General features: G+C 63.2%; 19 protein-coding genes. 1 reads left to right on the forward strand and 18 read right to left on the reverse strand.

The window, feature by feature from the left end; genetic code table 11:
• Positions 1–25 precede the first annotated feature (25 nt).
• The 8 genes from OJB03_RS08760 to OJB03_RS08795 all read right to left on the reverse strand — a co-directional run bounded on the left by OJB03_RS08760 (position 26) and on the right by OJB03_RS08795 (position 7,864).
• On the reverse strand, positions 26–622 hold the full coding sequence (locus OJB03_RS08760) for a cob(I)yrinic acid a,c-diamide adenosyltransferase (protein ID WP_263786577.1): 597 nt from the start codon (positions 620–622) through the stop codon (positions 26–28).
• 96 nt (positions 623–718) lie between these two features.
• A complete protein-coding gene (locus tag OJB03_RS08765) occupies positions 719–1,522 on the reverse strand; it encodes an ABC transporter ATP-binding protein (protein WP_263786579.1) in 804 nt (267 codons plus the stop codon).
• 40 nt (positions 1,523–1,562) lie between these two features.
• Positions 1,563–2,228 carry a class I SAM-dependent methyltransferase gene (locus OJB03_RS08770; RefSeq protein WP_263786581.1) on the reverse strand — a complete coding sequence of 222 codons (666 nt, stop codon included), beginning with the start codon at positions 2,226–2,228 and terminating at the stop codon, positions 1,563–1,565.
• Positions 2,229–2,288: 60 nt separating this feature from the next.
• Positions 2,289–2,876 (reverse strand): peptide deformylase, encoded by a 588-nt coding sequence (gene def / locus OJB03_RS08775; RefSeq protein ID WP_263786582.1) that lies wholly within the window; start codon positions 2,874–2,876, stop codon positions 2,289–2,291.
• A gap of 138 nt (positions 2,877–3,014) precedes the next feature.
• A complete protein-coding gene (locus OJB03_RS08780) occupies positions 3,015–3,359 on the reverse strand; it encodes a phosphomannose isomerase type II C-terminal cupin domain (RefSeq protein ID WP_263786584.1) in 345 nt (114 codons plus the stop codon).
• 78 nt (positions 3,360–3,437) lie between these two features.
• Complete coding sequence (locus tag OJB03_RS08785) at positions 3,438–5,384, reverse strand: Na+/H+ antiporter NhaC family protein (RefSeq protein ID WP_263786585.1); 1,947 nt, start codon at positions 5,382–5,384, stop codon at positions 3,438–3,440.
• A 17-nt stretch (positions 5,385–5,401) separates the two neighbouring features.
• Positions 5,402–6,031, reverse strand: a complete 630-nt coding sequence (gene upp, locus OJB03_RS08790; protein WP_263786587.1) for a uracil phosphoribosyltransferase — start codon at positions 6,029–6,031, stop codon at positions 5,402–5,404.
• Positions 6,032–6,109: 78 nt separating this feature from the next.
• Positions 6,110–7,864, reverse strand: a complete 1,755-nt coding sequence (locus tag OJB03_RS08795) for an alanine/glycine:cation symporter family protein (protein WP_263786589.1) — start codon at positions 7,862–7,864, stop codon at positions 6,110–6,112.
• Between the two features lie 980 nt (positions 7,865–8,844).
• On the opposite strand from OJB03_RS08795, the gene OJB03_RS08800 reads away from it, so the two are divergent.
• Entirely contained in the window at positions 8,845–9,885 is a 1,041-nt protein-coding gene (locus tag OJB03_RS08800; protein ID WP_263786591.1) for a galactose-1-phosphate uridylyltransferase, read from the forward strand.
• A 554-nt stretch (positions 9,886–10,439) separates the two neighbouring features.
• Here OJB03_RS08800 and OJB03_RS08805 read toward each other — a convergent pair.
• The 10 genes from OJB03_RS08805 to OJB03_RS08850 form a co-directional block, all read right to left on the reverse strand.
• Positions 10,440–10,799 carry a nuclear transport factor 2 family protein gene (locus OJB03_RS08805; RefSeq protein ID WP_263786594.1) on the reverse strand — a complete coding sequence of 120 codons (360 nt, stop codon included), beginning with the start codon at positions 10,797–10,799 and terminating at the stop codon, positions 10,440–10,442.
• A gap of 114 nt (positions 10,800–10,913) precedes the next feature.
• Positions 10,914–11,393, reverse strand: a complete 480-nt coding sequence (locus OJB03_RS08810) for a MarR family winged helix-turn-helix transcriptional regulator (RefSeq protein WP_263786595.1) — start codon at positions 11,391–11,393, stop codon at positions 10,914–10,916.
• A gap of 112 nt (positions 11,394–11,505) precedes the next feature.
• Positions 11,506–11,793, reverse strand: a complete 288-nt coding sequence (gene gatC, locus OJB03_RS08815) for an Asp-tRNA(Asn)/Glu-tRNA(Gln) amidotransferase subunit GatC (RefSeq protein ID WP_263786597.1) — start codon at positions 11,791–11,793, stop codon at positions 11,506–11,508.
• Between the two features lie 100 nt (positions 11,794–11,893).
• The gene (locus OJB03_RS08820; RefSeq protein WP_263786599.1) at positions 11,894–12,694 is read right to left on the reverse strand and encodes a sugar phosphate isomerase/epimerase family protein; all 801 of its coding nucleotides are present in this window, start codon (positions 12,692–12,694) and stop codon (positions 11,894–11,896) included.
• A gap of 109 nt (positions 12,695–12,803) precedes the next feature.
• Positions 12,804–14,207 carry a type II and III secretion system protein gene (locus OJB03_RS08825; protein ID WP_263786601.1) on the reverse strand — a complete coding sequence of 468 codons (1,404 nt, stop codon included), beginning with the start codon at positions 14,205–14,207 and terminating at the stop codon, positions 12,804–12,806.
• A gap of 118 nt (positions 14,208–14,325) precedes the next feature.
• Entirely contained in the window at positions 14,326–15,318 is a 993-nt protein-coding gene (locus OJB03_RS08830; RefSeq protein WP_263786603.1) for a hypothetical protein, read from the reverse strand.
• A gap of 48 nt (positions 15,319–15,366) precedes the next feature.
• Positions 15,367–17,328 (reverse strand): SPOR domain-containing protein, encoded by a 1,962-nt coding sequence (locus OJB03_RS08835; protein WP_263786605.1) that lies wholly within the window; start codon positions 17,326–17,328, stop codon positions 15,367–15,369.
• Positions 17,329–17,649: 321 nt separating this feature from the next.
• Positions 17,650–18,924, reverse strand: a complete 1,275-nt coding sequence (locus tag OJB03_RS08840; RefSeq protein WP_263786607.1) for a type IV pilus twitching motility protein PilT — start codon at positions 18,922–18,924, stop codon at positions 17,650–17,652.
• 212 nt (positions 18,925–19,136) lie between these two features.
• Positions 19,137–20,093 carry a hypothetical protein gene (locus OJB03_RS08845; protein ID WP_263786609.1) on the reverse strand — a complete coding sequence of 319 codons (957 nt, stop codon included), beginning with the start codon at positions 20,091–20,093 and terminating at the stop codon, positions 19,137–19,139.
• A 198-nt stretch (positions 20,094–20,291) separates the two neighbouring features.
• Entirely contained in the window at positions 20,292–21,119 is an 828-nt protein-coding gene (locus OJB03_RS08850) for a hypothetical protein (protein WP_263786611.1), read from the reverse strand.
• Positions 21,120–21,158 lie beyond the last annotated feature (39 nt).

The following is a 21,158-nucleotide window of genomic DNA, read 5'->3' on the forward strand; positions in this document are numbered from 1 at the left end:
GGGAGTGTGTAGACGTGCGAGGAGGTTACGACTGATCGGTGGACGCACCGTCGCCCCCACTGCCCCCGGGGCTCCACGTGTCTTCCTGGACGCCAACCTCTCGGTTGGCCCAGCGGGCCAGCACAAAGAGGAGATCGGACAGTCGGTTGAGGTAGACAATGACCTGCTCGTTGATGGGCGTCGAGGTTTTGGCCTCGACGCTGCGGCGCTCCGCACGGCGGCACACGGTCCGGGCGGAGTGGAGCGACGCCCCGGCCGGCGCCCCGCCCGGCAGGATAAAGCGCTTCAGATCCGGCAGGTCCGCCTCGAACCGATCGATCCGTTCCTCAAGCGCCTCGATATGGGTGTCCTCAATGCGTTCCACAACCGGCTTGGCATCCATCGGCGTGGCCAGATCCGCCCCCACCACGAACAACTCCTCCTGCACGTCCCCCAGAACCGGATCGAGGGTGTCGTGTCCCGGCTCGCCCTCTAGGTGGGACCGGGCGACGCCGACAATCGAATTGGTCTCGTCGACCGTGCCGTACGCGTCAATGCGAGGATTTCCCTTGCCCACCCGTTCTCCCCCGAAGAGAGACGTGGTTCCGTCGTCGCCAGTGCGCGTGTAGATTCGTTTGCTCATCAAAGAAAATGCATCGGGAAACAGGGGACTATAATTGAGCACAGCGTGGCACGGCTGACCTCCGTGTGCGTTTCCAGGGAGGCGACAGCCTGAATACTAACCGGGGACGCGGCTCTCGTCAGACGACGACACAGGGCCTAAGTAGTCGATCCGGAGCGTGCCGTCCGGATGCTGATCCAGAGCGACCCGCACCCCGAACACCGAGGCGATGCGCCCCGGCGTCAGGACCGATTCTGGAGGCCCCTGGGCTCGCAACTCGCCGTCCGCGACCAGGAGCAGCCGATCCGCGTAGCGGGCCGCCAGTTCCAGGTCGTGTCCGACGGCGAGCACCGTCCGGCCGGCCTCCGTCTGGGTCCGCACCTGCTCCATGAAGGAGAACTGGTAGTGCACGTCTAAGTGCGCGGTCGGCTCGTCCAGCAGAAACAGGTCCGCCCCCTGCACAAGGGCCTGTGCCAGAAAGACACGCTGCATCTCACCTCCGCTCAGGGACAGGACCGACCGGTCCGCGAAGCCCCCCAACTCCACCCGGGCAAGGGCGTCTTGTACGCGCTCCCGGTCCGACTCCCGGTATGGCTGCAGCCAGCCTCGATGCGGGGCCCGACCGAGCAACACGAACTCCTCCACCGAAAAGTCGAAGGTGAGGGATCGGGCCTGGCGGACGAAGGCCTGCGCCTGTGCTTGCTCCTGAGCACTCATCGTGTCGATGGGCGCGCCCTGGAGCCGAATCTCTCCGTCAAACGGAATGTGCCCCCCAATTGCCCGCAGAAGGGTCGTTTTGCCCGCTCCGTTGGGCCCGAGAATGCCGACCCACTGCCCGGCCGCAACCTCGAAGGCCACGTCTCGCAGGATCGTGTGTCCGTCGAGCGTAACGGAAAGCTGATCGACCGAAAGCAGGGCCACGCAATTGCCGGACGTCAGTACAGGAAGACCGCATACTCATCTAGAGGGGCGTCGCCACCAGCACCTCCGACGAGACGCCCCACGCCGTCACTAGGGTATGGGTTCGGACGGACCAGCGGGTTTCGTTCAGGAGCGGCCGCTGCCGAAGGGGCCGACACCCGCCGACCCACCCCGGACGGATCCGGTGAACGGTGTTCCACAGCCCGCTCACACACCAGGAAAACGGCGACTGCCCCCAAGTGAGCCCTGCAAGGCAGAGCCGACCGTTCGCACGCAGGAGGCGATGCGCCTCACCAAGAAGTGTCCGGGCGTCGTCTCGCGACAGGAGGTCCAGCAGGTAGGTCGCCACCACGCGATCGTACGCTCCATCCGGATCGTCGAACGTGAGGCCGCCGTCGGTTTCGTGGACGGCCGCACGATTTCCAAACGCCCCGAGGCGGGCCCGGGCGATCCGCACCATCGTCCCGCTGAGATCGTATCCCGCGTAGCGCGCCGCCGACGGACAGTGGTTTTGCAGGAGACGCTCGGCGAGTTTTCCGGTGCCGCATCCAACCTCGACCACCGACCGGGCGTCCGCAAAGCCCCCACCGGCCACGAGCGCGTCAAAGGCGGGCGCCTCGTAGAACGCCTGGGTGTCCTGCCATGCCCCAACCCGGTCGTAGACGGCCTCGACGTCCGAGCGCGAAAGCGTTCGGTGGGTAGTCATATCGCGGATCCACGATGGCCCGATCAAACGGACGCCCCTGCTCCCTCGGCGGGGTCCGTCTTACCGGGACGGAACGGTTTCATCGTCCTTCGTCACAAGCGGGTAGTCGGCCTCCACCTCCCCGTTGACCATCTCCCGCAGGGGACGGCGGAGCAGCCGCTTGCGGAAGCTGCTGAGATAGTCGGTAAAGAGGACGCCGTCAAGGTGATCGCGCTCGTGTTGCAGGACCCGGGACAGCATGCCCCCAGCCTCCACTTCCTGCTCCTCGAACTGGCGATCCCGGTAGCGCATCCGGATCCGTTCAGGGCGGGCCACAGCCTCGCGCACCTCCGGAATCGACAGGCAGCCTTCCTCCATTTCCGCGGCGTCGTCGCTCTCCTCGACGATCTCGGGGTTGATGAAGACCATCGGCTGGGGCGGGAGCGGCTCCCCCGCCTCCGCAATGTCATCGGCCATTGGGGTCAGGTCCACCACAAAGAGGCGCTCGGTACGTCCAACCTGGGGCGCCGCCAGCCCGATGCCGGCGGCGTTGTGCATCGTCTCGATCATGTTGTCGATGAGCTCCTGAAGCGCCTCCGTGTTCTCCTGCACGGGGTCGGTCTCTTCCCGAAGCGCCTCGTGGCCGTAGACGTATATCGGCAGTATCATAGGCGAAGGGGGTTGCCAAGAAACTGTGTATGTATTGGTGCAACGGGGGCATGCACGAGGAAGTGCCGGCGATATGCCTCTCCAAAGCAGAAATCCGGCAAACTCTTCAGGGCCCGCCCGGCTCCCGTTCGTTCCGTCCTACTCCCGCCCGTAGTCGTCCTCCAGCCGAACGATGTCGTCCTCCACGCAACGGCCCATCTGCGTCTCGATGAAGACGAGCGGCCCGTCGCCGTCATTCTCGATGCGGTGAACGTCGCCCTCATCGATAAAGCAGGTGTCTCCCTCCGACACCTCAATTTCCTCCTCGTTGCGCGTGAAGACGCCCGATCCCCGAACGACGACCCAGTGTTCTTTTCGGTGCTCGTGTTTTTGTAGGGAGAGCCGCTGGTTGGGATGCACAATGATGCGCTTCACACGATACCCCGGCTCGTTCAGGTATTCCTCCCAGCGGCCCCAGGGACGGTCGTCGGCGTCGAGAAACATGAAGGGATCGTCGATTGGTGAGCGAAAAAACAAAGAAGAGGAGTCAGCACCGCGCTCTGCGCGGCGGTTGGCGTCGGTCTAGGCCGGGGCTTCCACGGGGGCCTCAGCCGTGTCCACGGGCGTGCCGACCAGTTTCAGCAGGCCATACAGGAGCCCCGCGCCCACCAGGAGCCCGACCCACCACGGCATGCCGAAGCCGACGGGCAGTGTGCCGACCAAGATGGCCACGGTGCCGACGCTGAGCGCGTACGGCAGTTGCGTGCGCACGTGCTCCACGTGGTCACAGCCGCTGGCCATCGATGAGAGGATCGTCGTGTCCGAAATCGGCGAACAGTGATCTCCCCATACCGATCCGGCCAGGACACACGACACCGCCGAATACAGGATGTGGTAGTGCGCCGGGGCGTCCATTCCATTCTGTGCGAGGACCGCCCACACCAGCGGGACCACCAGCGGCATGAGGATGCCCATGGTGCCCCAGCTCGATCCGGTCGCGAAGGCCGTCGCGGCCGCAAGCACGAAGATCAGTGCCGGCACCGCCCCGGGGGGAAGCCACTCACCAAGGACCGACACGAGATAGTCGGCCGTGTGCAGCACTTCCGTGATGTTGGACAGGGCCCAGGCAAGCACGAGGATGATCATCGCAAACAACATGGACTTGAGCCCCTCGTACCAGGCCTCCACCGTCTGCTCCAGATCGAGGATGCCCTGTCCGATGGAGAGCGCCGCCGCAACCAGGACCCCGAGTATCGACCCCCACATCAGAGCGGTGTATGAGTTCGCCTCCCCGATAATGTCCCGCAGAGGCGCATCCACCCCAGCGGCCTGGACGCCCGTGGCGTACAGCCCACCGAGCACCCCTCCCACCAGCACCAGAATCGGGATGACCGCGTTGACGGCCCGGTACGGCGTCCCGTCCGGGGGCTGCAGCTCTTCTCCTTCCGAGGCCGCCTCGTCGACCTTCGCTTCCTTGCCCAGCACCTCGCCCGTCTCGCGGGCCCGCTTCTCCGCGTGGTACATTGGCCCGAAGTCGAGGCCCGTGTAGGCCACGAGGAAGACGAAGAACAGCGCGAGGAGCGGATAAAAGTTATAGGGGAGCGAGCTCAGGAATACCGAGTAGGCCCCTTGGGCAAACCCGTCGATGTTCTGGATGGCGGTGCCCAAAAGGCCCACCTGGTACCCGATCCACGTGGTGACGAACGCGAGGGTCGCCATGGGGGCCGCGGTCGAGTCCACGACATAGGCCAGCTTCTCGCGGGAAATGCGAAGCCGGTCGGTCACCGGGCGCATGGTGTTGCCCACGATCAGGGTGTTGGCGTAGTCGTCGAAGAAAATACTCACACCCAGCACCCCAGTCACGACCTGCCCCCGCTTCGAGTTGCTGGCCCACCCTGTCAGTCGCTCTACAATCCCGAGCGTGCCCCCGTTCTTGGAAATGATGCCCACCATGCCCCCAATCATGAGGGAAAACAGGATGATGGACACGTGGCTGGAGCTGGACATCGCGTTCAGCACGTAGACCTGAAAGCTGTCCAGCAGGCCCTTGAACGCGCCCCAGGGCGTAAAGCCGATGGCGGTGACCGCGCCCACCCAGACCCCAAAGAACAACGCCGGGACCACGCGCCGGTACAGCAGCGCCATCCCGATTGCCAGGAGGGGCGGCAGGATAGAGAGCCAGCCCGGGATGGTTCTGGTCGTGGTTGAGCGCAGCACCGCATCGTTGGCCACGACCTCGACGGGAGCACTCCCGCTCGACGAGACCGAGACCCCGTCCGCGGTCCACGCCCCCCTGGCCGCGTCGTACGAAAGCGCGAACGTGGCCCCTGCCACCCGCAGCGTCGGCGACCCCGGGGCGGCCAGCGAGGAGTCCCCGGGCACCGACACCGAAAACTCGATCCCGCTCAGGACCGGGTCCGGGACGTCAATCTCGCCGTCTTGGGCGGCGGCCGGCGTCGTGCTCCCCCAGAGACACAACAAACCCGCAAGCAGAAGAAAGGTACGGGGAAACGAAGCGAGATGAGCCATCGGTCAGCGTCCCTCGGTCACGATCGCGTTCCAAAGATCCGGTCCCCCGCGTCCCCTAAGCCGGGGCGAATGAAGGCATTGTCGTCCAACTCGCGGTCCAGCACCGCCGTCACGACGGGCACGTCCGGGTGCTCCTCGCGGAGCTTCCTCACGCCCTCGGGCGCCGCCACCAGGCACGCGAAGGTGAAATCCTGCCCCCCTTCTTCCTTCAGGTGGTCGATGGCGAAGGACGCACTGCCCCCTGTGGCCAGCATCGGGTCCACCACAAACACATGGGCGCTCTCGATGCTCGACGGAATGTTGCTGTAGTAGTCGACAGGCCGGTAGGTCTCCTCGTCGCGCTGCATCCCGAGATGGCCCACCCGGGCCTCCGGCACGTACCGCACGAACCCGTCCACCATCCCAAGCCCGGCCCGCATGATGGGCACAACCATCACCTCCTCGGCAATCTCGTAGCCCGTCGTGGGCTCCATCGGCGTTTCGATGGTCGTCTCCTGCAGCTCGATGTCCCGCATCGCTTCGTAGGCCAGAATCGCCGCCGCGTCGGACACGGTCTTCCGGAACTGGCCGTGCGGCGTCTCGTCGCGGCGCAGGAGGGTTAGGTCACGCTTCAAGAGAGGGTGGTCGACAACGGTCAGGTTCTCCATAAGGGATTGAGCATGGTGCAGACAGCACGATCGACGTGGCGCAACAGGGAAAAGGCTGCGCCCCCGTCTCCTCACCCATCACGTCTCCGACTCCTCCAGCCACGGCTTCCGAGCCCCATAGTCGTCGGTGATTTCTTTCACCTTGTCCGTCAGCAGGATCACGCCAATCAGGTTCGGCACAATCACAATCCCGAGGGCAATGTCCCCGATGGTCCAGATGGTCGTGAGGGCCGTGACCGCGCCGGTAAAGTTCATGAGCACGAAGACGACCTTGTACGGGAAGATCGCCCGCTCGCCGAGCAAGTAGTAGGCGCACCGGTCGCCGTAGTAGCTCCACGAAATAGAGGTCGAGATGGCAAAGAGCAGCACGCTCAGGATGACGACGTACCCGCCCCAGTCGCCAAGCGGGGAGAGGCCGCGCTCAAAGGCAAGGCGGGTGAGGGGGGCGCCGCTGCGCACCCCTTCTCCGTACAAGACCTCGTACTCGGTCCCGTCGTCGGCCACGGCCATATTTCTCGATGGATAGAGCGTGCCCGTGAAGGGCTCCTGGAGGTCCTCCGCGTCGTCGCAGTCGCTTGCGCACGACGTGTAGAAGGAGCTCACCACGGCCTGGCGCCAGGCAAACTGCGCGTCTTCGTCGGGGTTGGGCACCTGCTGCTCGCCGTTCTCAATTCGGATCTCCTCGGGCGTGTTGGAGCTGGGGAAGATGCCGCCCTCATTCTCCACCCGGTACTCCGCATTGCCGGAGTCAAAGTTGAACTCCGTGGGCACCTCAGCCCCCCAGGCCCCACTTACGAGAATGGCCAGGCAGGTGAGCGTGACGACCGTGATCGTATCGATGAACGGCTCCAGAAGAGCCACCACGCCCTCTGAGGCGGGCTCGTCGGTTTTGGCGGCCGAGTGGGCGATGGGCGCCGAGCCCATGCCGGCCTCGTTGGAAAAGAGGCCGCGCTGCACCCCGTAGGTAAACGTCAGTAAGAAGGCCCCAGCCCCAGTCCCCGCCACCCCCGCGGACGGATTGAAGGCGTTCGTGAAGACGCTTCCGAGCGTCGGAAGAATCTCCGTGTAGTTGAAGGCAAGGACGAGGAGCGCGCCGATGACGTATGCCGCGGCCATGACGGGCACGAGGATGCCCGTGACGCGCCCAATCGCGGTCACGCCCCCAAGGATGACGAGGGCAATGATGGCGGCCAGCACGAGTCCCGAGAGCCACACCGCTACGCCAAACTCCGCGTTCATGACGTCGGCCACCGTGTTCGACTGCACCGCGTTTCCGGTGAGGAAGGAGGTGATCATCAGCATCACGGCAAAGAAAACCGCCAGGGGCTTCCAGTTCTCGCCCAGCCCCTTTTCGATGTAGTACATCGGCCCCCCGGCCACAGTCCCCTTCCAGGTCTGCTGCCAGGTGCCCTTCTCCGCCTCCGTCGGCTCCTCGACGTTGCGGTAGAACTGCGCGATGGTCACCTCGCTGTACTTGGTGGCCATTCCGAGGATGCCGGTGACCCACATCCACAACAGGGCCCCCGGGCCGCCTACGTGGATGGCAAGAGCCGCCCCGGCAATGTTTCCGATGCCGAGGGTGGCCGAGAGGGCCGTTGTGAGGGCTTGGAAGTGCGACACGTCGCCGGGATCATCCGGATCGTCGTACGTGCCGGAGGTAACGGCAATGCCGTGTGGAAACTGGCGGATCTGGACGAAGGCCAGCCGAAGGGTGAAGTAGATGCCTGCTCCCAGCAGTAGCAGCACCACCCAGGGGATGTATTGCCCACCCCCAATCGGGATGCCGTAGGTCCAAACCACATCGTAGAGGGTGTCGACAATCGTTTGCAGCATAAGGTCAGCGCAGTGACACGGCAGTAAGTACGCGAAAACATGCAGTCGTGCACCGGAGGCCCGTAGAGGGGTGGCTCCGAGACTCATACGCAGGACCCCACGATCATTGCCGGGGCCGACGATCCTCTTTTTTTGGAACGCCGTTGGAATATAGGAGGTGGGATGCGTCTGCGCAAACGCGCCCGGTTTTCCACGTCGGAAGGCGGAATACTGGCGATGGATGCCGGCGCTCTTCCTGCGTTCGATCGGCTTCGGTCCTCCCGCGGCACGGCGCGTCCGCCGCTTCACGGAGCGCTGCGGGGCCGGGTCAACGGGGATCGGAAGGCATCCAGAGTGCGCCGTCCCTGTCAGAACGGGAAGCGCGCACTGGCAGAGGACGAACGACACCTTACGGTTGAGGCCGGAGACAAGTGGTTGCCCCATTCACACGCAGCCGCCCTCTTTGGGCGTCGGAGTGAGGTGGCATCGTATACTTCGGGAGCGGACGACGAGGCGGGGTCAATCGATTCCGGAAAATCCTGTAATCGATGACTGGAGGCAGGTCCGACGCCGGATTTTCGTCGGGCAGACATGTGTTTTGCCCGTTTGTGCGTCTAAACGTCAACATCGTCAACGAAGCCGCCCACATTGTCTCGAATTGACTTTTCGTGCCGGCCCACTAGGCTCCCCTTCCCCTGCTCCAAACTCAAACTGCGCGTCCACGACGGCCTGGTGCGCAGGCCGACGTACCATTCACCGAGCGCCGGTGGGGAAGCGATCTCCCCCTCCACCGCATGTGCCCGTCTCACTACGGACGGCAGAGCCGACCGCAATGACCGCCTCCGCACACCGCTGCGTACAGGAAGACATCGGGGAGGGAATCCACGAATCTCCGGCTCTCGGGGTCGCGAAAAGATATGTGGCACTGGTGGTTTGGGCCGCCCGGCGGCCCGTCTTCGCTTTTTCCGTATGCATACGTCCTTCTCCTACATCACTCCCCTATGGCCCCCACCTACACCCCGGAAACACGCCAGGACCGCATCACCAATCAGTGGGTCGCATTCGCACCCTCTCGAAGCGACCGCCCCAGACGGACGACAGCGAAGTCGACCTCGTCGCCCCCAACGGAGGACCCACCCGTGGAGGGATGCCCATTCTGCCCGGGACACGAGGCGATGCTGCCCTCGGTGATCTGGGAAAAGCCTCAGGAGGCGTCTCCCGGGTGGGCCACACGGGTGGTTCCCAACAAGTACGCCGCCCTCGATCCACACCAGAATGGCTCCCCCGACGCGAACGGACTCTACCGCACCCGCGCCAGCCGGGGGCGGCAAGAGGTGATCATCGACACCCCTCGCCACCATCGCCCCCTGGCCCGAACATCCGTGGCCCAGGTCGACGCCGTCCTCGCGACGTATCTGCAGCGCTATCACGCGATCCGTACGTCCGATGACGAGCTGATTCCGGCTCTCTTTCGCAACCATGGCGCACGTGCTGGGGCCTCGATCCCACACCCCCACAGCCAACTGATTGCCCCGAACTTCCGCCCGCCCCGGATTGAGCGCGAGGAGCGGGCGGCCCGGGCCCGATACGAAGAACTGGGCGAGTGCCCGTACTGCGTCATGATTGAAAGCGAGCTCGAGGCGGAGGACCGACTCGTGTGGACGAACGATGCCTTTGTCGTCTTCGTCCCGTTTGCCGCCGAGGTCCCGTACGAGATGTGGATTCTTCCCCGCACCCACGAACCCGAGTTTGGGCGTCTCACGGCCGAGGACCGCACTGCTCTCGCCCGGGCCTTGCGGACTGTCCTGCGGCGGCTGCACCAGTGCCTGGACGATCCGGACTACAATTTTTTCGTGCGAACGGCGCTCGACTACAACTCCGACCACTCGCACCTGCACTGGAGCCTTCGGATTCGGCCCCGCACCACGGTACAAGCCGGCTACGAGGTGGGCACCGGGCAGCGCATCAACCCCTCCATTCCTGAACGGGATGCGGCCGTGCTTCGCCGCCCCAGTCGGGACCTGGACGGAGGCTCAGCGTGATGCCCCACTTCCAAACAAAAAGCCCCAGGGCTTGAACGGCCCTGAGGCTTCTCCTGGTGGGGGACAATCTGTCAGCGGGTATCACTTCGAAAAAACAATTATTGTTTCTAATTTTCCAAACGGTTCGGCGGGTATCGCCGGGAGCCATCCACAAAAGGCAAGAACGTTACGGTTGCCCTGCTGTCGATCTTACTATTCAAGGGTTGTTTTCAGGCGCAGACTGGACGGGTCCGATTCATGCTCCATATGTCAACATCATCGACAGTCCCCCTATACCCTCACAATAACCGTTCCAGCCAGCAGAAGCCTTATCGTTGACACTTCGTAGCCGGCCCGGTACTGCACCGTCCCTTCGGCAGCAATGTTGTTCGCACCGGATTTGACAAAGATGATGAGGCTGAGCGCCCCTCGGGCAACGGGCCGTGCGTGAGACTTTATTCAGGCATATGGCCAGAAAAAGCTGGGACGAAGAAACCCCTACGAAAGTATCCGGCGGAGGGGGCGAGCCGATCATTCCCTCCGGCTCCTTCCCCCTCCGTCAGACACGTCGCCGACTATCCAATCTGGTAGAACTTCTCGTTGGTAATCTGGCCATCGTCGTTCCAGGTGCGCACCGCCACCTGCTTCTGCTCCACGCGGCCCACCCCTTCAAGGGTCATCTCGTTGTGCCACTCGGAAAAGGTGACGCTATTCTCTTCGTCGGTGCCACGGGCCTTAATCTCCGCGGAATGGAACTGCTCCAACGAGCCGACGAACTGCTCCTCGTATTCTCGATTCTCTTCCTTGCCCACGCGACGATCGTCTCCCTCTTCCATGACGACGTCGTCGGCGTAAAATTTATCGAAGGCCTCCAGAATCTCGCCCTGGAGGATCATCTCATTCAGCTCTTGATCGAGGGCATTCAGGTCACTCATGGTTGGGTCTGGGTTGAGTCTAAAGGATCATCGAATTGATCGCGTGGCCGAGCCGCCCATCATCGACCATCACCTGTTGCAACATTGTACGTTGCAACATGTTTCGACCGGGGGTTAGCCCTCGTCCTGAAATCCGGCATAGATGCCTTCGCAGATCCTCGAGAGGTGCTGAAGATCCCGGTCTGCCACCCGCGCGCCGAACCATTGCTGCACCTCGCGGATTTCGGGATCCATTTGCTCTAGTAGTGCCAGTCCGTCGTCAGTCACGGTGTGGAGCGTCACCCGACGATCTTCGTCGCTCGTGGAGCGTCGGACTAATCCCCGCTCCACCAGTTTGTCGATGAGGCGGGTGACGTCCGGAGACGGGTCCAACATCCGCTCGATGATTTCGCACCGGGGATGGCCCTCCGGATGCGCTCCCCGAAGGATCCGGAGCACGTTGTGGTGACTGAACTGCAGGTCGTGCCGTTCACACACCCGCTCTACTCGTCGTCGCACCTCGGCCGCGGCCACGAAGAGGTTGAGCATCGCCTCCTGGGACGCGTTTTCGAACGGGGCAGCCTGTTTGATGTGGTCGCGAAGAATGTGTCCCATGCTTGGGGGGCTTAGATGATGGCGAAATTTCCGTGTTACAACACGTAAATACTACAGCGGGTGTTTCTTAGGAGGCGCTGCAACTATTCGATTTCCCCATGTGCATTCGGGGTTACTCAACCACCTGCGGGACGAGAAAATGGTCGTTGTCGGCCTCCGGAGCCGGTTCCAGGGCCTGTCCCTGATCAATCCGCTCCTCAATCGCGTCGCTCCGAAAGACGTTGGTGGCGTCTAAGACGTGGGACATGGGCGGCACCCCGGAGGTGTCGAGCTCACCGAGTTTCTCCACGTACCCGAGGATTTCGCTCAGCTCGTCCGCCATTCGAGACTCTTCCTCCTCCGAGAAGTCGAGGCGGGCAAGCTGTGCAACGTGCCGAACGTCGTCGCGGGTTACAGACATTTGAACGCGTGAGCTTTGGCGGTTGGGAAGCGGACGGTCGAGTTGGAGTGCAGTCGAAACGGCGAGCGATCAGCCGGGTTTCTCCGTCGCCCTTTGTGCCTTAGTCCGAGGGGGTTGTGGCCCGGACCGTCCGGATCATTCGAATGAGGGTGGTGGCCGACCGCAGGCCGTGCTTCGGGCGGGGCTCCAAGAACATTTCCAGACTAATCGGTCCCTGGAAGCCCTGCGCGGACAACTGCTCCAGCTGCTCGGTCCACCCTACCGCTCCCTCCCCGAAGGGCGTGTCGACCCACCGCCCCCCCTCCACGCGCCCGTCACTGCACCGGACGAGCGTCACGAGCCCCGCAAGGGCCGTAAGTCCGGTGGCCGGATCCTCCCCCGCTCGTAGCGCCCCGACCGGGTTCCAGGCCGCCCGGACGTTGGGCGCTTCTACACGAGACAGCAGCTCGGCGAGGGCCTGTCCGGTGGGACAGGCGGTCTCGGGGCCGTTTCGCACTGCGACCAGGAAATCATACTCGGCGGCCTTCTCACCGGCCTGTTGCAGGGCATCCGCCATCGGCTCCAGGGAGGCGCCCGGCTCGGCGGCAAACGGGCTAATCGTGACTCGCGGACATCCCACCCGACGGCACAGCTCGAGGGTGTCCTCAAACTGCAGGAGATCATTCATCCAGGCCGCCCGGTCGCTCACCGGCCCCTCAAACATGCTCGGCACCACGCTCGAAAGCAGGAGATCGGTGCCCTCCAGTTGCTCCCGAATCTGCTTCTCGTTGACGAACGGAATCCGATCGTCGGGCCCCCCTACGGTTCGCAGCTCCATGCCGTGCAGGCCCCAGAGTTGGGTGTAGTGGAGGGCCCGGTTCAGATCACTCGTGACAGTATCGGTCAGCCAGACGGGAACCATGGCGAGGGTGGGTTTCGGGCGAGAATCAAGCATCCACCGTATCAACCGCCCAGGGGGGTGTTCCTGTCTCCCCGGGGGCCTACGCCCCACCACTCAGTCGCAAGGCAGGCTACTGGTCTTGCTGTGTCTCCGTGTTCGCGCCCGGAAACTCCGCGTCTTCGGCGTACTCCTGTCCCAGTTGGCGAAGGGCCTCCTGCGCAGTGCGGCGACGCTCGTCGATCAGGTCCTGCTTCTGGTCCCGGTCCGCGCGGGCCCGGAGCGGATCCACGACCTCGGCCCGGAGCACAATCAGAAGCTCCTGTTCTGTAACGTTGGTGGTCTCGGAGCCGAAGATGTACCGCAGCCCGAAGAACCAGCCCGGCAGGTCTTTGAGCACCGGGACGCCGCTCCGTCTGGTCGTCTTCTGTGTGGAGATGAGCCCCCCAATGACGGTGGCCTCGTTGTCGAGAAGAAGAACCTGCGTGCTGGCCTGATTGCGGTTGATGATCGGCCCGGAGCCCGACGGCTGACTGTTCGAGTCTTCTACGTCTACGTTCAGGTGAATGAAGTCCAGAACGGGCGCCCCCGACGAATCGGCCACGGGCTGACTGAGCAGCGTGGGGGTCACGTCGATGATGATGCCGGTCGAGAAGAACTCCGTAACGGTATTCCCCGCAAAGTCGGTAGTCTGGATCGGCACGTCCTGACCAATTTGAATCTCGCCCTGCTCTCCGCTCTGCACGGTCACCTGTGGGTTCGCGACGGTGCGTCCCACATTGTCCTGTTCCAGGAGATTGAGGAACCGCCGGAACTGCGAGAGGGAAATTTGATCGGGCGCCTGCAGGATGTTGTCGACGCTCTCGAACAGGTTGTCCGTCCGAACGGCAAAGTTCTGCCCCTGGCCGCCCGCGCCTCCTGCTCCGCCACCTGTCCCCCCTGCTCCGCCACCCGCGCCCCCTGTTCCACCACCGGCCCCTCCCTGACCGCCCGCACCGCCTCCCTGCGTGGAGCCCAGAATCTCATCCCACCGGAGCCCCCGGTTGCGGACCTTTGTGAGGTTCAGGTTGAAGAGGATGGCGTTGATCCGGATCTCCCGGGTGCCAAGGGTGGCGAGCGGCCCCTCACCGGACTGCTGCGGGGTTCCCGAAGACATCGACGAGGTGTCCTGCCTTGCCTCCTGCACCAAAAAGACGTTGTCGGTCTCACGGTAGCTCAGGCCGTTGGCCTCCAACGCCCGTTGAAACGCATCGAAGTAGTACATTCCCGATACCGAGACGCCAATCGGTGTCGTTCGGTCCTCCGGGTCGACGACGCGCTTGCCCACCTCGCGCTCAAAAATCGGATTGATGATCTCGATAAACTGGTCCAGCGAGGTCTCCTGGCCGAAAGACACCAGCAACTCGGGAGAAATGTTGGTGCGGGTGTTGCGGCGCTCCGGTCGTTCCTGGGCCTCAGCCGGCAGGCCCAGCCCCCCTCCCCACAGCACGACGAGGAGGACCGACAGAACACACCGGAGGCGAGAAGGGCGGATCATGAATGTGGAGCGTCGGCGGTGCGAGAGGTCAAAAGGGAGAGGTGTACCCGGTACAAGGGTGTCAGGGGTATCGGGGAGTTGTGGATTGGACTATTGGAGAGGAGAGCAAGGACCGTTCCTACGGATTCGTGGAAGACGCGGCGTCCGCGTCGCGGACCCGGAGAGGACTCTCTGAGCCCAGCGTACGCTCTACGCGGTCCACGATGCCACCCCGGTTCAGCCGCGCGACCACCCGGCCCTCCGACGGGCTCACCTCTGCGATGCGCCCCAGGTACACCCGGTCGCCCTCCCCCACCCGCTGAAGCCCGTCTCCGGTCTGGAAGACGGCCTTCCCATCCACAATGGAAAGCAGCTGTGCGGACTCGACGTTCAGGCGATCGTACTGGTTGGGCGGCACCTCCTCGAAGACAAGGGGATAAAACGGATTGATCTCGGGCGCGGGGTTGGGCACCACCGAGGACGGAAGTGGGGGACTGGTATTGTTTTTCGCCACGGGCAGCCGTTCGATCTCTCCTCCCTCAGAGGGCGACTGCGGGGCGGGCAGGCCCGTGGCGGCCCCGTAGATGGCCTCCACGTCCATGTCGAACGAGACGAGAACGTTCATCGTCGTGCGTCCGCTCTCCTCGTCGGTCTCTCGTTCTTCGAGGTAGTTCAGGCTCAAGCCGCGGATGCGGTAAAACGGCCGGTTGTTTTCAATCGTCCAGACAAACTGGTAAAGACTCGTGAAGTAGGCCTTTCCCGTTGCCTCGAACGAGTGGACGCTGTACCCGTCGCGCTCTTCAGATCCGGCCGACACGACGTCGAACTGCTGAAATCCGGTCTCCGTGAGTTCGGTGAGGTAGGACACGATATCCGGGGACGAGATGGTTGCGGGGACCACTTTGTACTGGGTTCGCCACCGGCGACGAACGGTCTTGAGACGCGATTCTGCGTTGGCCCGGTCGGCACGGAGGGATCGAATTTCCTCCTGCCCCTGCTTCTTGGCCTCAATCTTTTGCTCCAGCGACGCAATCGTGTCTTGTTGACGAAAGTACGTGAGGTAGGTGCCCGCTCCACACACGAGAACCAAGCAGGTGAGGAGCAAAGTCTGATTCGAATCGGGCCAGAACATGAGGCGTCCACGTGGGCGAAAAGAGAGTGCGATCTGCTGGAATTCCTGTCAGACGGAGCGTTCCGGGTCTGATGGGTCGGACGAGGTCGACGCGGAGGCTTCGGTGGAGGCAGCCCCGTCGCCCCCGCCCGCCATTTTGAGCAGCCACGCCCCCTCTGGAAGGGTGCCGTTCATGTCCTGCAGCATCGAGAGTGCATTCCGCACCGAGCCGAACCGCCCGATGCCGACCCGATACCGACCATTTTCCGGGCTTTGTTGAACCTGCACCGGATAGGACTCCTCGCTGAGTCGCTCCCGGAACCGCCGCGCCGTCTCTTCGGCCGCCGCACTTTCCAGCACCGAGGCCACGACCACCGTCCAGATCGATGACGACGCGTCGTCTGTATCACGGCGGGCCTGCAGATCACCATTCGAGTCGGCCTTCTGTGGGGCAGTGCTCGCACTCGTATCGGGGTCGGCCTGAGCCGTGGCGGGCGCCTCAGCCGTCGTGGACGAGTCCGGTGCGGGGGCGTCCGGACCCATCTCCACCGCTTCTTCTCCGGCGGCCAACTGCTCGCCCCGCTCCTCCCGCCAGTACTCGATTGCCTTCGGCTTAGTAGTGTCTAGAGGAATCGTAAGCTCGAAGTCGTACAGCGACACGTCCCGCGTTTCCGTGAACGTGAGTCCCAGGATGCTCCCGTCCAGTTGCTGTGCCAGCTGGACCACCTTCGACCGATCGTTGGACCGGCCGCGAACTGTAACTTCTGTTCCGGACTGCGGGCTCCACTGATCGATGGTGAGGCCGCGGATGTCGTTCATCTGCCCCGTGACGGTCGCGAGCCCGCTGCTCCACTTGTTGCTGCCGCGGAGGAGTGTGCCGACGGTCTTGTTCGCCTCAACGTATTCGGTCGTCATGGCCTGCATGCTGTCAATCCGCCGCTGAAGCGCCTGCCGATCCACTTGATCCACCTTCTGTTTAAGATTCTGCAACTCCGTGCGCCGTTCGCTGATGGTGCTCGCATTCGCGAAGTACAGCCATACGAACCCGAGTGTCGCGATGGCAAGGAGCGTCAGCAGCGCGGGAACCGGCCATCCCACCGGGAGCCGCAGGCGACTGGGGACGTACTCCTTCGCCAGCAGGTTGACCGGCTGGAAGTACGGCGCAAACGCGGCGTCGTCGAGCAGACGAAGCGCCGCGCCGGTGGCCCCGACGTACGCCTCGGCGTCGGTGTCGTCCCCGCCGGGCAGGTGCGACCGGAGCACGTGAAGCTCCGCCGTGGAGAAATACGACTTGAATGCACTTGCGAGCACCTCCTCGTCCTCCTCCGCAACGAGCATCAGGTGTTGCACCTGCCCCATTCCGTACTCGTCCTGCAGAAGAAGGACGCGGCTACAGATGGTCTCGGCGGAGTCCTCCGCCGTTAGCTCGGGGAGGTGCTCGGACTGGCGGAGCGTGTTGCCTTCAATGAAGAGGACGAGCGTGTCCTCGGTGCCCGAGCGGACAAAAATGGTCTTTTCGGGCGTGCCGGGCGGCAGCTGGAGCACCGAACGGGCAAGCCCGAGGTAGAGGGACACCTCGGCGTCCAGCAGGCGCGTCTGCGGGGAGCGGGACAGGGTCTGATCCTGCATGGACTCGAGGGTCGACAGGACCGGACCGCCCGGCCGGGCAATGAGGGCCAGGACACGCTGGTATCCATCGCCCGTGCGATGCATCGGCACGAAGCCGACGCGCTCCTCATCCGCCTCCCCCTCATACTGCTCGCCCAACATGTCCAGGAGCGTAGAGCGGGAGGCCGGAAGGGGAAGTCCGTGCTCGGTTTCGTCAGCCTCGTCCTCGTCGGTCTCGTCCGGCGGCAGGCGAAGCTCCACGTCATCGATCTGCGACGTGGAGCTGCAAAAGGCGATCTCGGGGTCTTCGTACCCTCGCTCGGCGCATTCGTCCAGCAGGTTGTCGAGCTCCACCTGAAAGTTCCACACCTCGCCTCCGTCGTCGCCCCCAAGGGCCTCGCCCCCCCCCATCAATGTCGTCAAATTCCGACCCCATGAACATGTCGTCGCCCCCACCCCCCTCGTCGCCGAATTGGATGGTGACGTCTTCGGACTCCTCTTCCACGTCGGGCGTCATGTCGCCGGGCTCTTCGAAGGGAAGGTCCCCCTCGCGGACGTCCGACGAGCCCGACGACCATCGGAACTGGACGGTCGTCTCTTCTTCCGTGCGTTCCAGGAGCACGGCATGAAGGGCGTCCGCCGACACCATGATGCCAAGGGCGTGTGTGCTCATCGGCTCAGAACAATCAGCAACTCAGAGTAAAGAAGGGAGCCCCAAGGCCCCGCGGCCGAGGGACGGCGGTTCTAGAACAGGCGACGGAGGCGCTTCTTGTTGTTCGCGTAGTCCATCGCGTGCTCGGGCTTGATTTTCTTCTTCCGCACGAGGCGGTAGAGATCCTGCTCCAGCGTGGTCTGTCCCTGTTTCCCGCCCTCCCACATCATCTGGTACACCTCGCCCACGTTGTCATTTTTGATTGCCGCGCGGGCGGACGAGCCCACCCACAGCACCTCTTTCGCCATCTGGCGGCCGCCGCCCATCTTGGGGAGCAGCTGCTGCGAAATCACGCACCGTAGCACATCGGCGAGGCGGTGCCGTACGCGCTGCTGCTCTTCGGGGGGCACCTCCGCCACGATGCGGTCGATGGTCTCCATGGCCGAGGAGGTGTGGAGCGTGGAGAAGACCTTGTGGCCCGAGTCGGTGATTTCGAGGGCCGCCTGAATCGTCTCCGGGTCGCGCATCTCCCCGATAACGACGATGTCGGGGTCCTGGCGCAGGGCCTGCGTAATGCCGGCCTTGAAGGTCTCCACGTCTTTGCCGACCTCGCGGTGTCGCACGATGCACTTCTTCGGCTTGTGCATGTACTCCACCGGCTGGGCGATCACGACGACGTGGCCCGGGAAGTCCTCATTATTCGCGTCGATGATGGCGTCGAGCGTGGTGCTTTTCCCCGACCCCGTGACGCCCGTGATGAGGGTGAGCCCATCCCGGACGTGCCGAAACATCATGCCCTTCTGAATTTTCTCGTGGAAGTTCAGGTCCTCCAGCGCAAACACCTCGTCGGTGATGGCGCGCATGTTGAGGGCGGCGTGGTCGTAATCCGAGTACGCCGTGGCCCGGAACCGGCGGGGCCGTCCGTCCTCGCCCGTGACGCTCTGCAACCGGTACGAGAAGTCCGCCGCCCCCTCGTTCAAGAGCTGCTTGGTCTGCTTCTCGTTGAGGAGATTGAGGACCAGGACATCGGTCTCCAGCGGGTCGTACGTGCCGAACGCGTCTTCTCGTCGCTTCTCACCGTCGACCCGATACCACACGTTGCCGTCGCAGGCCCGGCCCCCAAGGTCCATGTCGCTGGCGTCCAGTTCCAGCGTCCGTTCAACGAACTGGTTCACGTGGTCTCGGAGGGCCCGCTCTCGTTTCGGCGAGAGCTTGGCCGTTTGCTCCGCAAGATACCGGAGCCGCCGTTGCCCCCGATATCCGTCGGGAATGGACTCAATGATGCGGGCACAGGCCTCTGACGGGGCCTCGTCGGCCCGGCTGTCGGACTCGGCAGTCGCCGCGGGGGAAGGGGGGACGTTTTCCATGATCACGTAGCTCTCAGAGTGAATCTGTGGACCCACACCCGATCGGATGGTGGGGATTTAAGTTACCACAAGATTCGCGCCGACGGTCCAAGGGGACGAGGGCCGGAAGGCATACGAGGAGGAAGCGGCCTGTGAGGACCTGTATACCCTCCGTGCCCCTGTCCTTTCGCTGAGGGACTACGATTACGAAATGAATCCTTCCCCCGAGAAGACTACGTTGCGCCCGAGTTCGGGTCCGTCAGCGCGACCTCGAAAACCTGATCACTGAAATCCGGGACGTCACCATAGTCTTCAAGGTCGCGGAGACCATCTGGGGTCATTCGCCAACCGTTTCCACCGTACGTCTTTCGTCTTCTGCTCCAGTAGGAGTTATCGGGGTACCCGTTTTCCTTGATGTCCCATAACTGGGCCTCCGAGAAGACCCGCTGGTCCTCGAAGGACACCCGCCAGCCATCCGACGAGCCGATGGTCGTTTCCTCCACCATGCCGTACGGCGCCTCCCGCATCGTATTCAGCTTGTCCACGTCTTGCTTGAAGGACCGCTGGACGTGATCGTAGTCGCCGGGAAAGTCGACCGACTCGTCTCCTTCGTGGCTGCAGTTCTTGTCCACCGCCAGGATAAAGTTGAGCCGCGTGCCCGACTCGATGGTTTTCTCATAGCTCGACGAGGCATCGTTCCGATTGTTGCCCGGCGGAAATACCATTTCGGGGTCCGGCTGATTCTTCGGCTTGGTGCCTGGCTTCACCCGCTTCAGGTATACCGCCGAGCAGTAGCCGGCCATCGACTGCTCGAAGGTAACATTGAGCTGGCTGGGCGTCTCCACCGTCGGGGCCTTCATCGTGTTGTTTGCGTATCCCCCAAGCCGGTAGTCCACGGACGAATCCGCCACCGAGAAATGGCTGACCGACACGGCCGTATACGCCGAGGAACTGATCTGTTTGAGCCACGCCTTGTACGTTCCGCCCTCATATTCTCCCTGGATCGTGTCAACCTCCGAGACGACCTGCCCAACTTCTTTATCCTCATCGTCAACCTTGTGGGCCTCCGATAATACCGAATTGTACCCGGACCGGGCAATCTGACGAGCAATCACTTTTCCTTGGCGGAACGACTGCCGCTCTCTCGTATCGGCGGAGGTTTGGTTACCCTGAAACGCAAGGATAGTCACGGCTCCTACGACCGATAAGCTAAGAAGTAGACTGAATTTCCCCATGGCGAACAGGTGTTGTTTGTGACGAGGCTAGTTTGATTGCCCTACGGCCTGATCCAGGGCGTTCGGTCGACCGGTGCTTCGGATTCTCCCATTTTCTTCTCCGTTCTCGTGCGAGTGCAGCGGAAGGGGAGTGGGTTCGTGCGGGAGTACCGATCACCAGGGGCGTCCTTTGCCCCCAGTACAGTTATTGGACCCTTTGCTCCCTCCGGATGCCATGTACTTACATGCCGCCGCACACCCGAATGGCGTGCCCGTGGGATCCGTCAACTGCTTCCAGTTCCCCCCCGTGCAGCTCGTCGCATTCTTTGGAACGTTGATCACACTGGAGTTCGACTGATCCCGGACGAGTAAAACCGACCCAACGTGGGTGGCCTGTGGAAAGGTCTGCGTATTCTGGAACGGGGATACGACGGAAAACCGGACCCGGACACTGTGAACTTGGTCCGCATTCGCGTCCGGATTCGGGACAGGGTCAGCGTTCTTGTCAAGCAGATCAATCTGAAAGTACCCGAGGGCAGAGGGGCTCACGCCCTTCGCCCCAGACCACGAAGACCAGCTCCCCGTGCCCATTTCTTTTCTCCGCTTCTTCCGGGTCAGCCCGTACACAGGCTTGTCCGCCCCATCAATCATGCGCGTCCCCTCCTGACTCACCTCGTAGCGAGTCGCGATTCGATACTCTTTGTTGCTTGAAGTGGTGGAGTCGCGGTAGAAGGTGAACTGAGTGGTGATGTCGGTGCCCCCACCGCCCTCGGTGTATACTGGGTTCTCAAACGGAGCGCGCTCTCCTTCCTCAAAGTTCTCCCCCATTCGCTCAATGTCCCTCTCCAACCACGTCGCGAAGGTCTGCGTGAGCTCCCCCATCCGATTCCGCGACATTTCCGCCACACTGTTCTGCGTTGCCCGAGACTGGATGGACAGGAGAATCAGGGTCGTCATGAGGGCGATGACCGTTGCCGTCAAGTTGTCGTAGAGAAACTGCATGGCAAACGTCGGCTCTGTGAGCAGAGACGGATGTCGTAC

Origin of the sequence: Salinibacter grassmerensis (genome assembly GCF_947077765.1) — a bacterium.
Taxonomy (GTDB): domain Bacteria; phylum Bacteroidota; class Rhodothermia; order Rhodothermales; family Salinibacteraceae; genus Salinibacter; species Salinibacter grassmerensis.

What these genes read in the sequence shown, in the direction of transcription:
- OJB03_RS08800 (WP_263786591.1), top strand. Translation starts at nt 8,845, where the DNA reads ATGGCCCCCACCTACACCCCGGAAACACGCCAGGACCGCATCACCAAT.
- upp (WP_263786587.1), bottom strand. Translation starts at nt 6,031, where the DNA reads ATGGAGAACCTGACCGTTGTCGACCACCCTCTCTTGAAGCGTGACCTA.
- OJB03_RS08820 (WP_263786599.1), bottom strand. Translation starts at nt 12,694, where the DNA reads ATGGTTCCCGTCTGGCTGACCGATACTGTCACGAGTGATCTGAACCGG.
- OJB03_RS08795 (WP_263786589.1), bottom strand. Translation starts at nt 7,864, where the DNA reads ATGCTGCAAACGATTGTCGACACCCTCTACGATGTGGTTTGGACCTAC.
- OJB03_RS08770 (WP_263786581.1), bottom strand. Translation starts at nt 2,228, where the DNA reads ATGACTACCCACCGAACGCTTTCGCGCTCGGACGTCGAGGCCGTCTAC.
- gatC (WP_263786597.1), bottom strand. Translation starts at nt 11,793, where the DNA reads ATGTCTGTAACCCGCGACGACGTTCGGCACGTTGCACAGCTTGCCCGC.
- OJB03_RS08840 (WP_263786607.1), bottom strand. Translation starts at nt 18,924, where the DNA reads ATGGAAAACGTCCCCCCTTCCCCCGCGGCGACTGCCGAGTCCGACAGC.
- OJB03_RS08780 (WP_263786584.1), bottom strand. Translation starts at nt 3,359, where the DNA reads ATGTTTCTCGACGCCGACGACCGTCCCTGGGGCCGCTGGGAGGAATAC.
- OJB03_RS08850 (WP_263786611.1), bottom strand. Translation starts at nt 21,119, where the DNA reads ATGCAGTTTCTCTACGACAACTTGACGGCAACGGTCATCGCCCTCATG.
- OJB03_RS08810 (WP_263786595.1), bottom strand. Translation starts at nt 11,393, where the DNA reads ATGGGACACATTCTTCGCGACCACATCAAACAGGCTGCCCCGTTCGAA.
- OJB03_RS08785 (WP_263786585.1), bottom strand. Translation starts at nt 5,384, where the DNA reads ATGGCTCATCTCGCTTCGTTTCCCCGTACCTTTCTTCTGCTTGCGGGT.
- OJB03_RS08805 (WP_263786594.1), bottom strand. Translation starts at nt 10,799, where the DNA reads ATGAGTGACCTGAATGCCCTCGATCAAGAGCTGAATGAGATGATCCTC.
- def (WP_263786582.1), bottom strand. Translation starts at nt 2,876, where the DNA reads ATGATACTGCCGATATACGTCTACGGCCACGAGGCGCTTCGGGAAGAG.
- OJB03_RS08760 (WP_263786577.1), bottom strand. Translation starts at nt 622, where the DNA reads ATGAGCAAACGAATCTACACGCGCACTGGCGACGACGGAACCACGTCT.
- OJB03_RS08830 (WP_263786603.1), bottom strand. Translation starts at nt 15,318, where the DNA reads ATGTTCTGGCCCGATTCGAATCAGACTTTGCTCCTCACCTGCTTGGTT.
- OJB03_RS08825 (WP_263786601.1), bottom strand. Translation starts at nt 14,207, where the DNA reads ATGATCCGCCCTTCTCGCCTCCGGTGTGTTCTGTCGGTCCTCCTCGTC.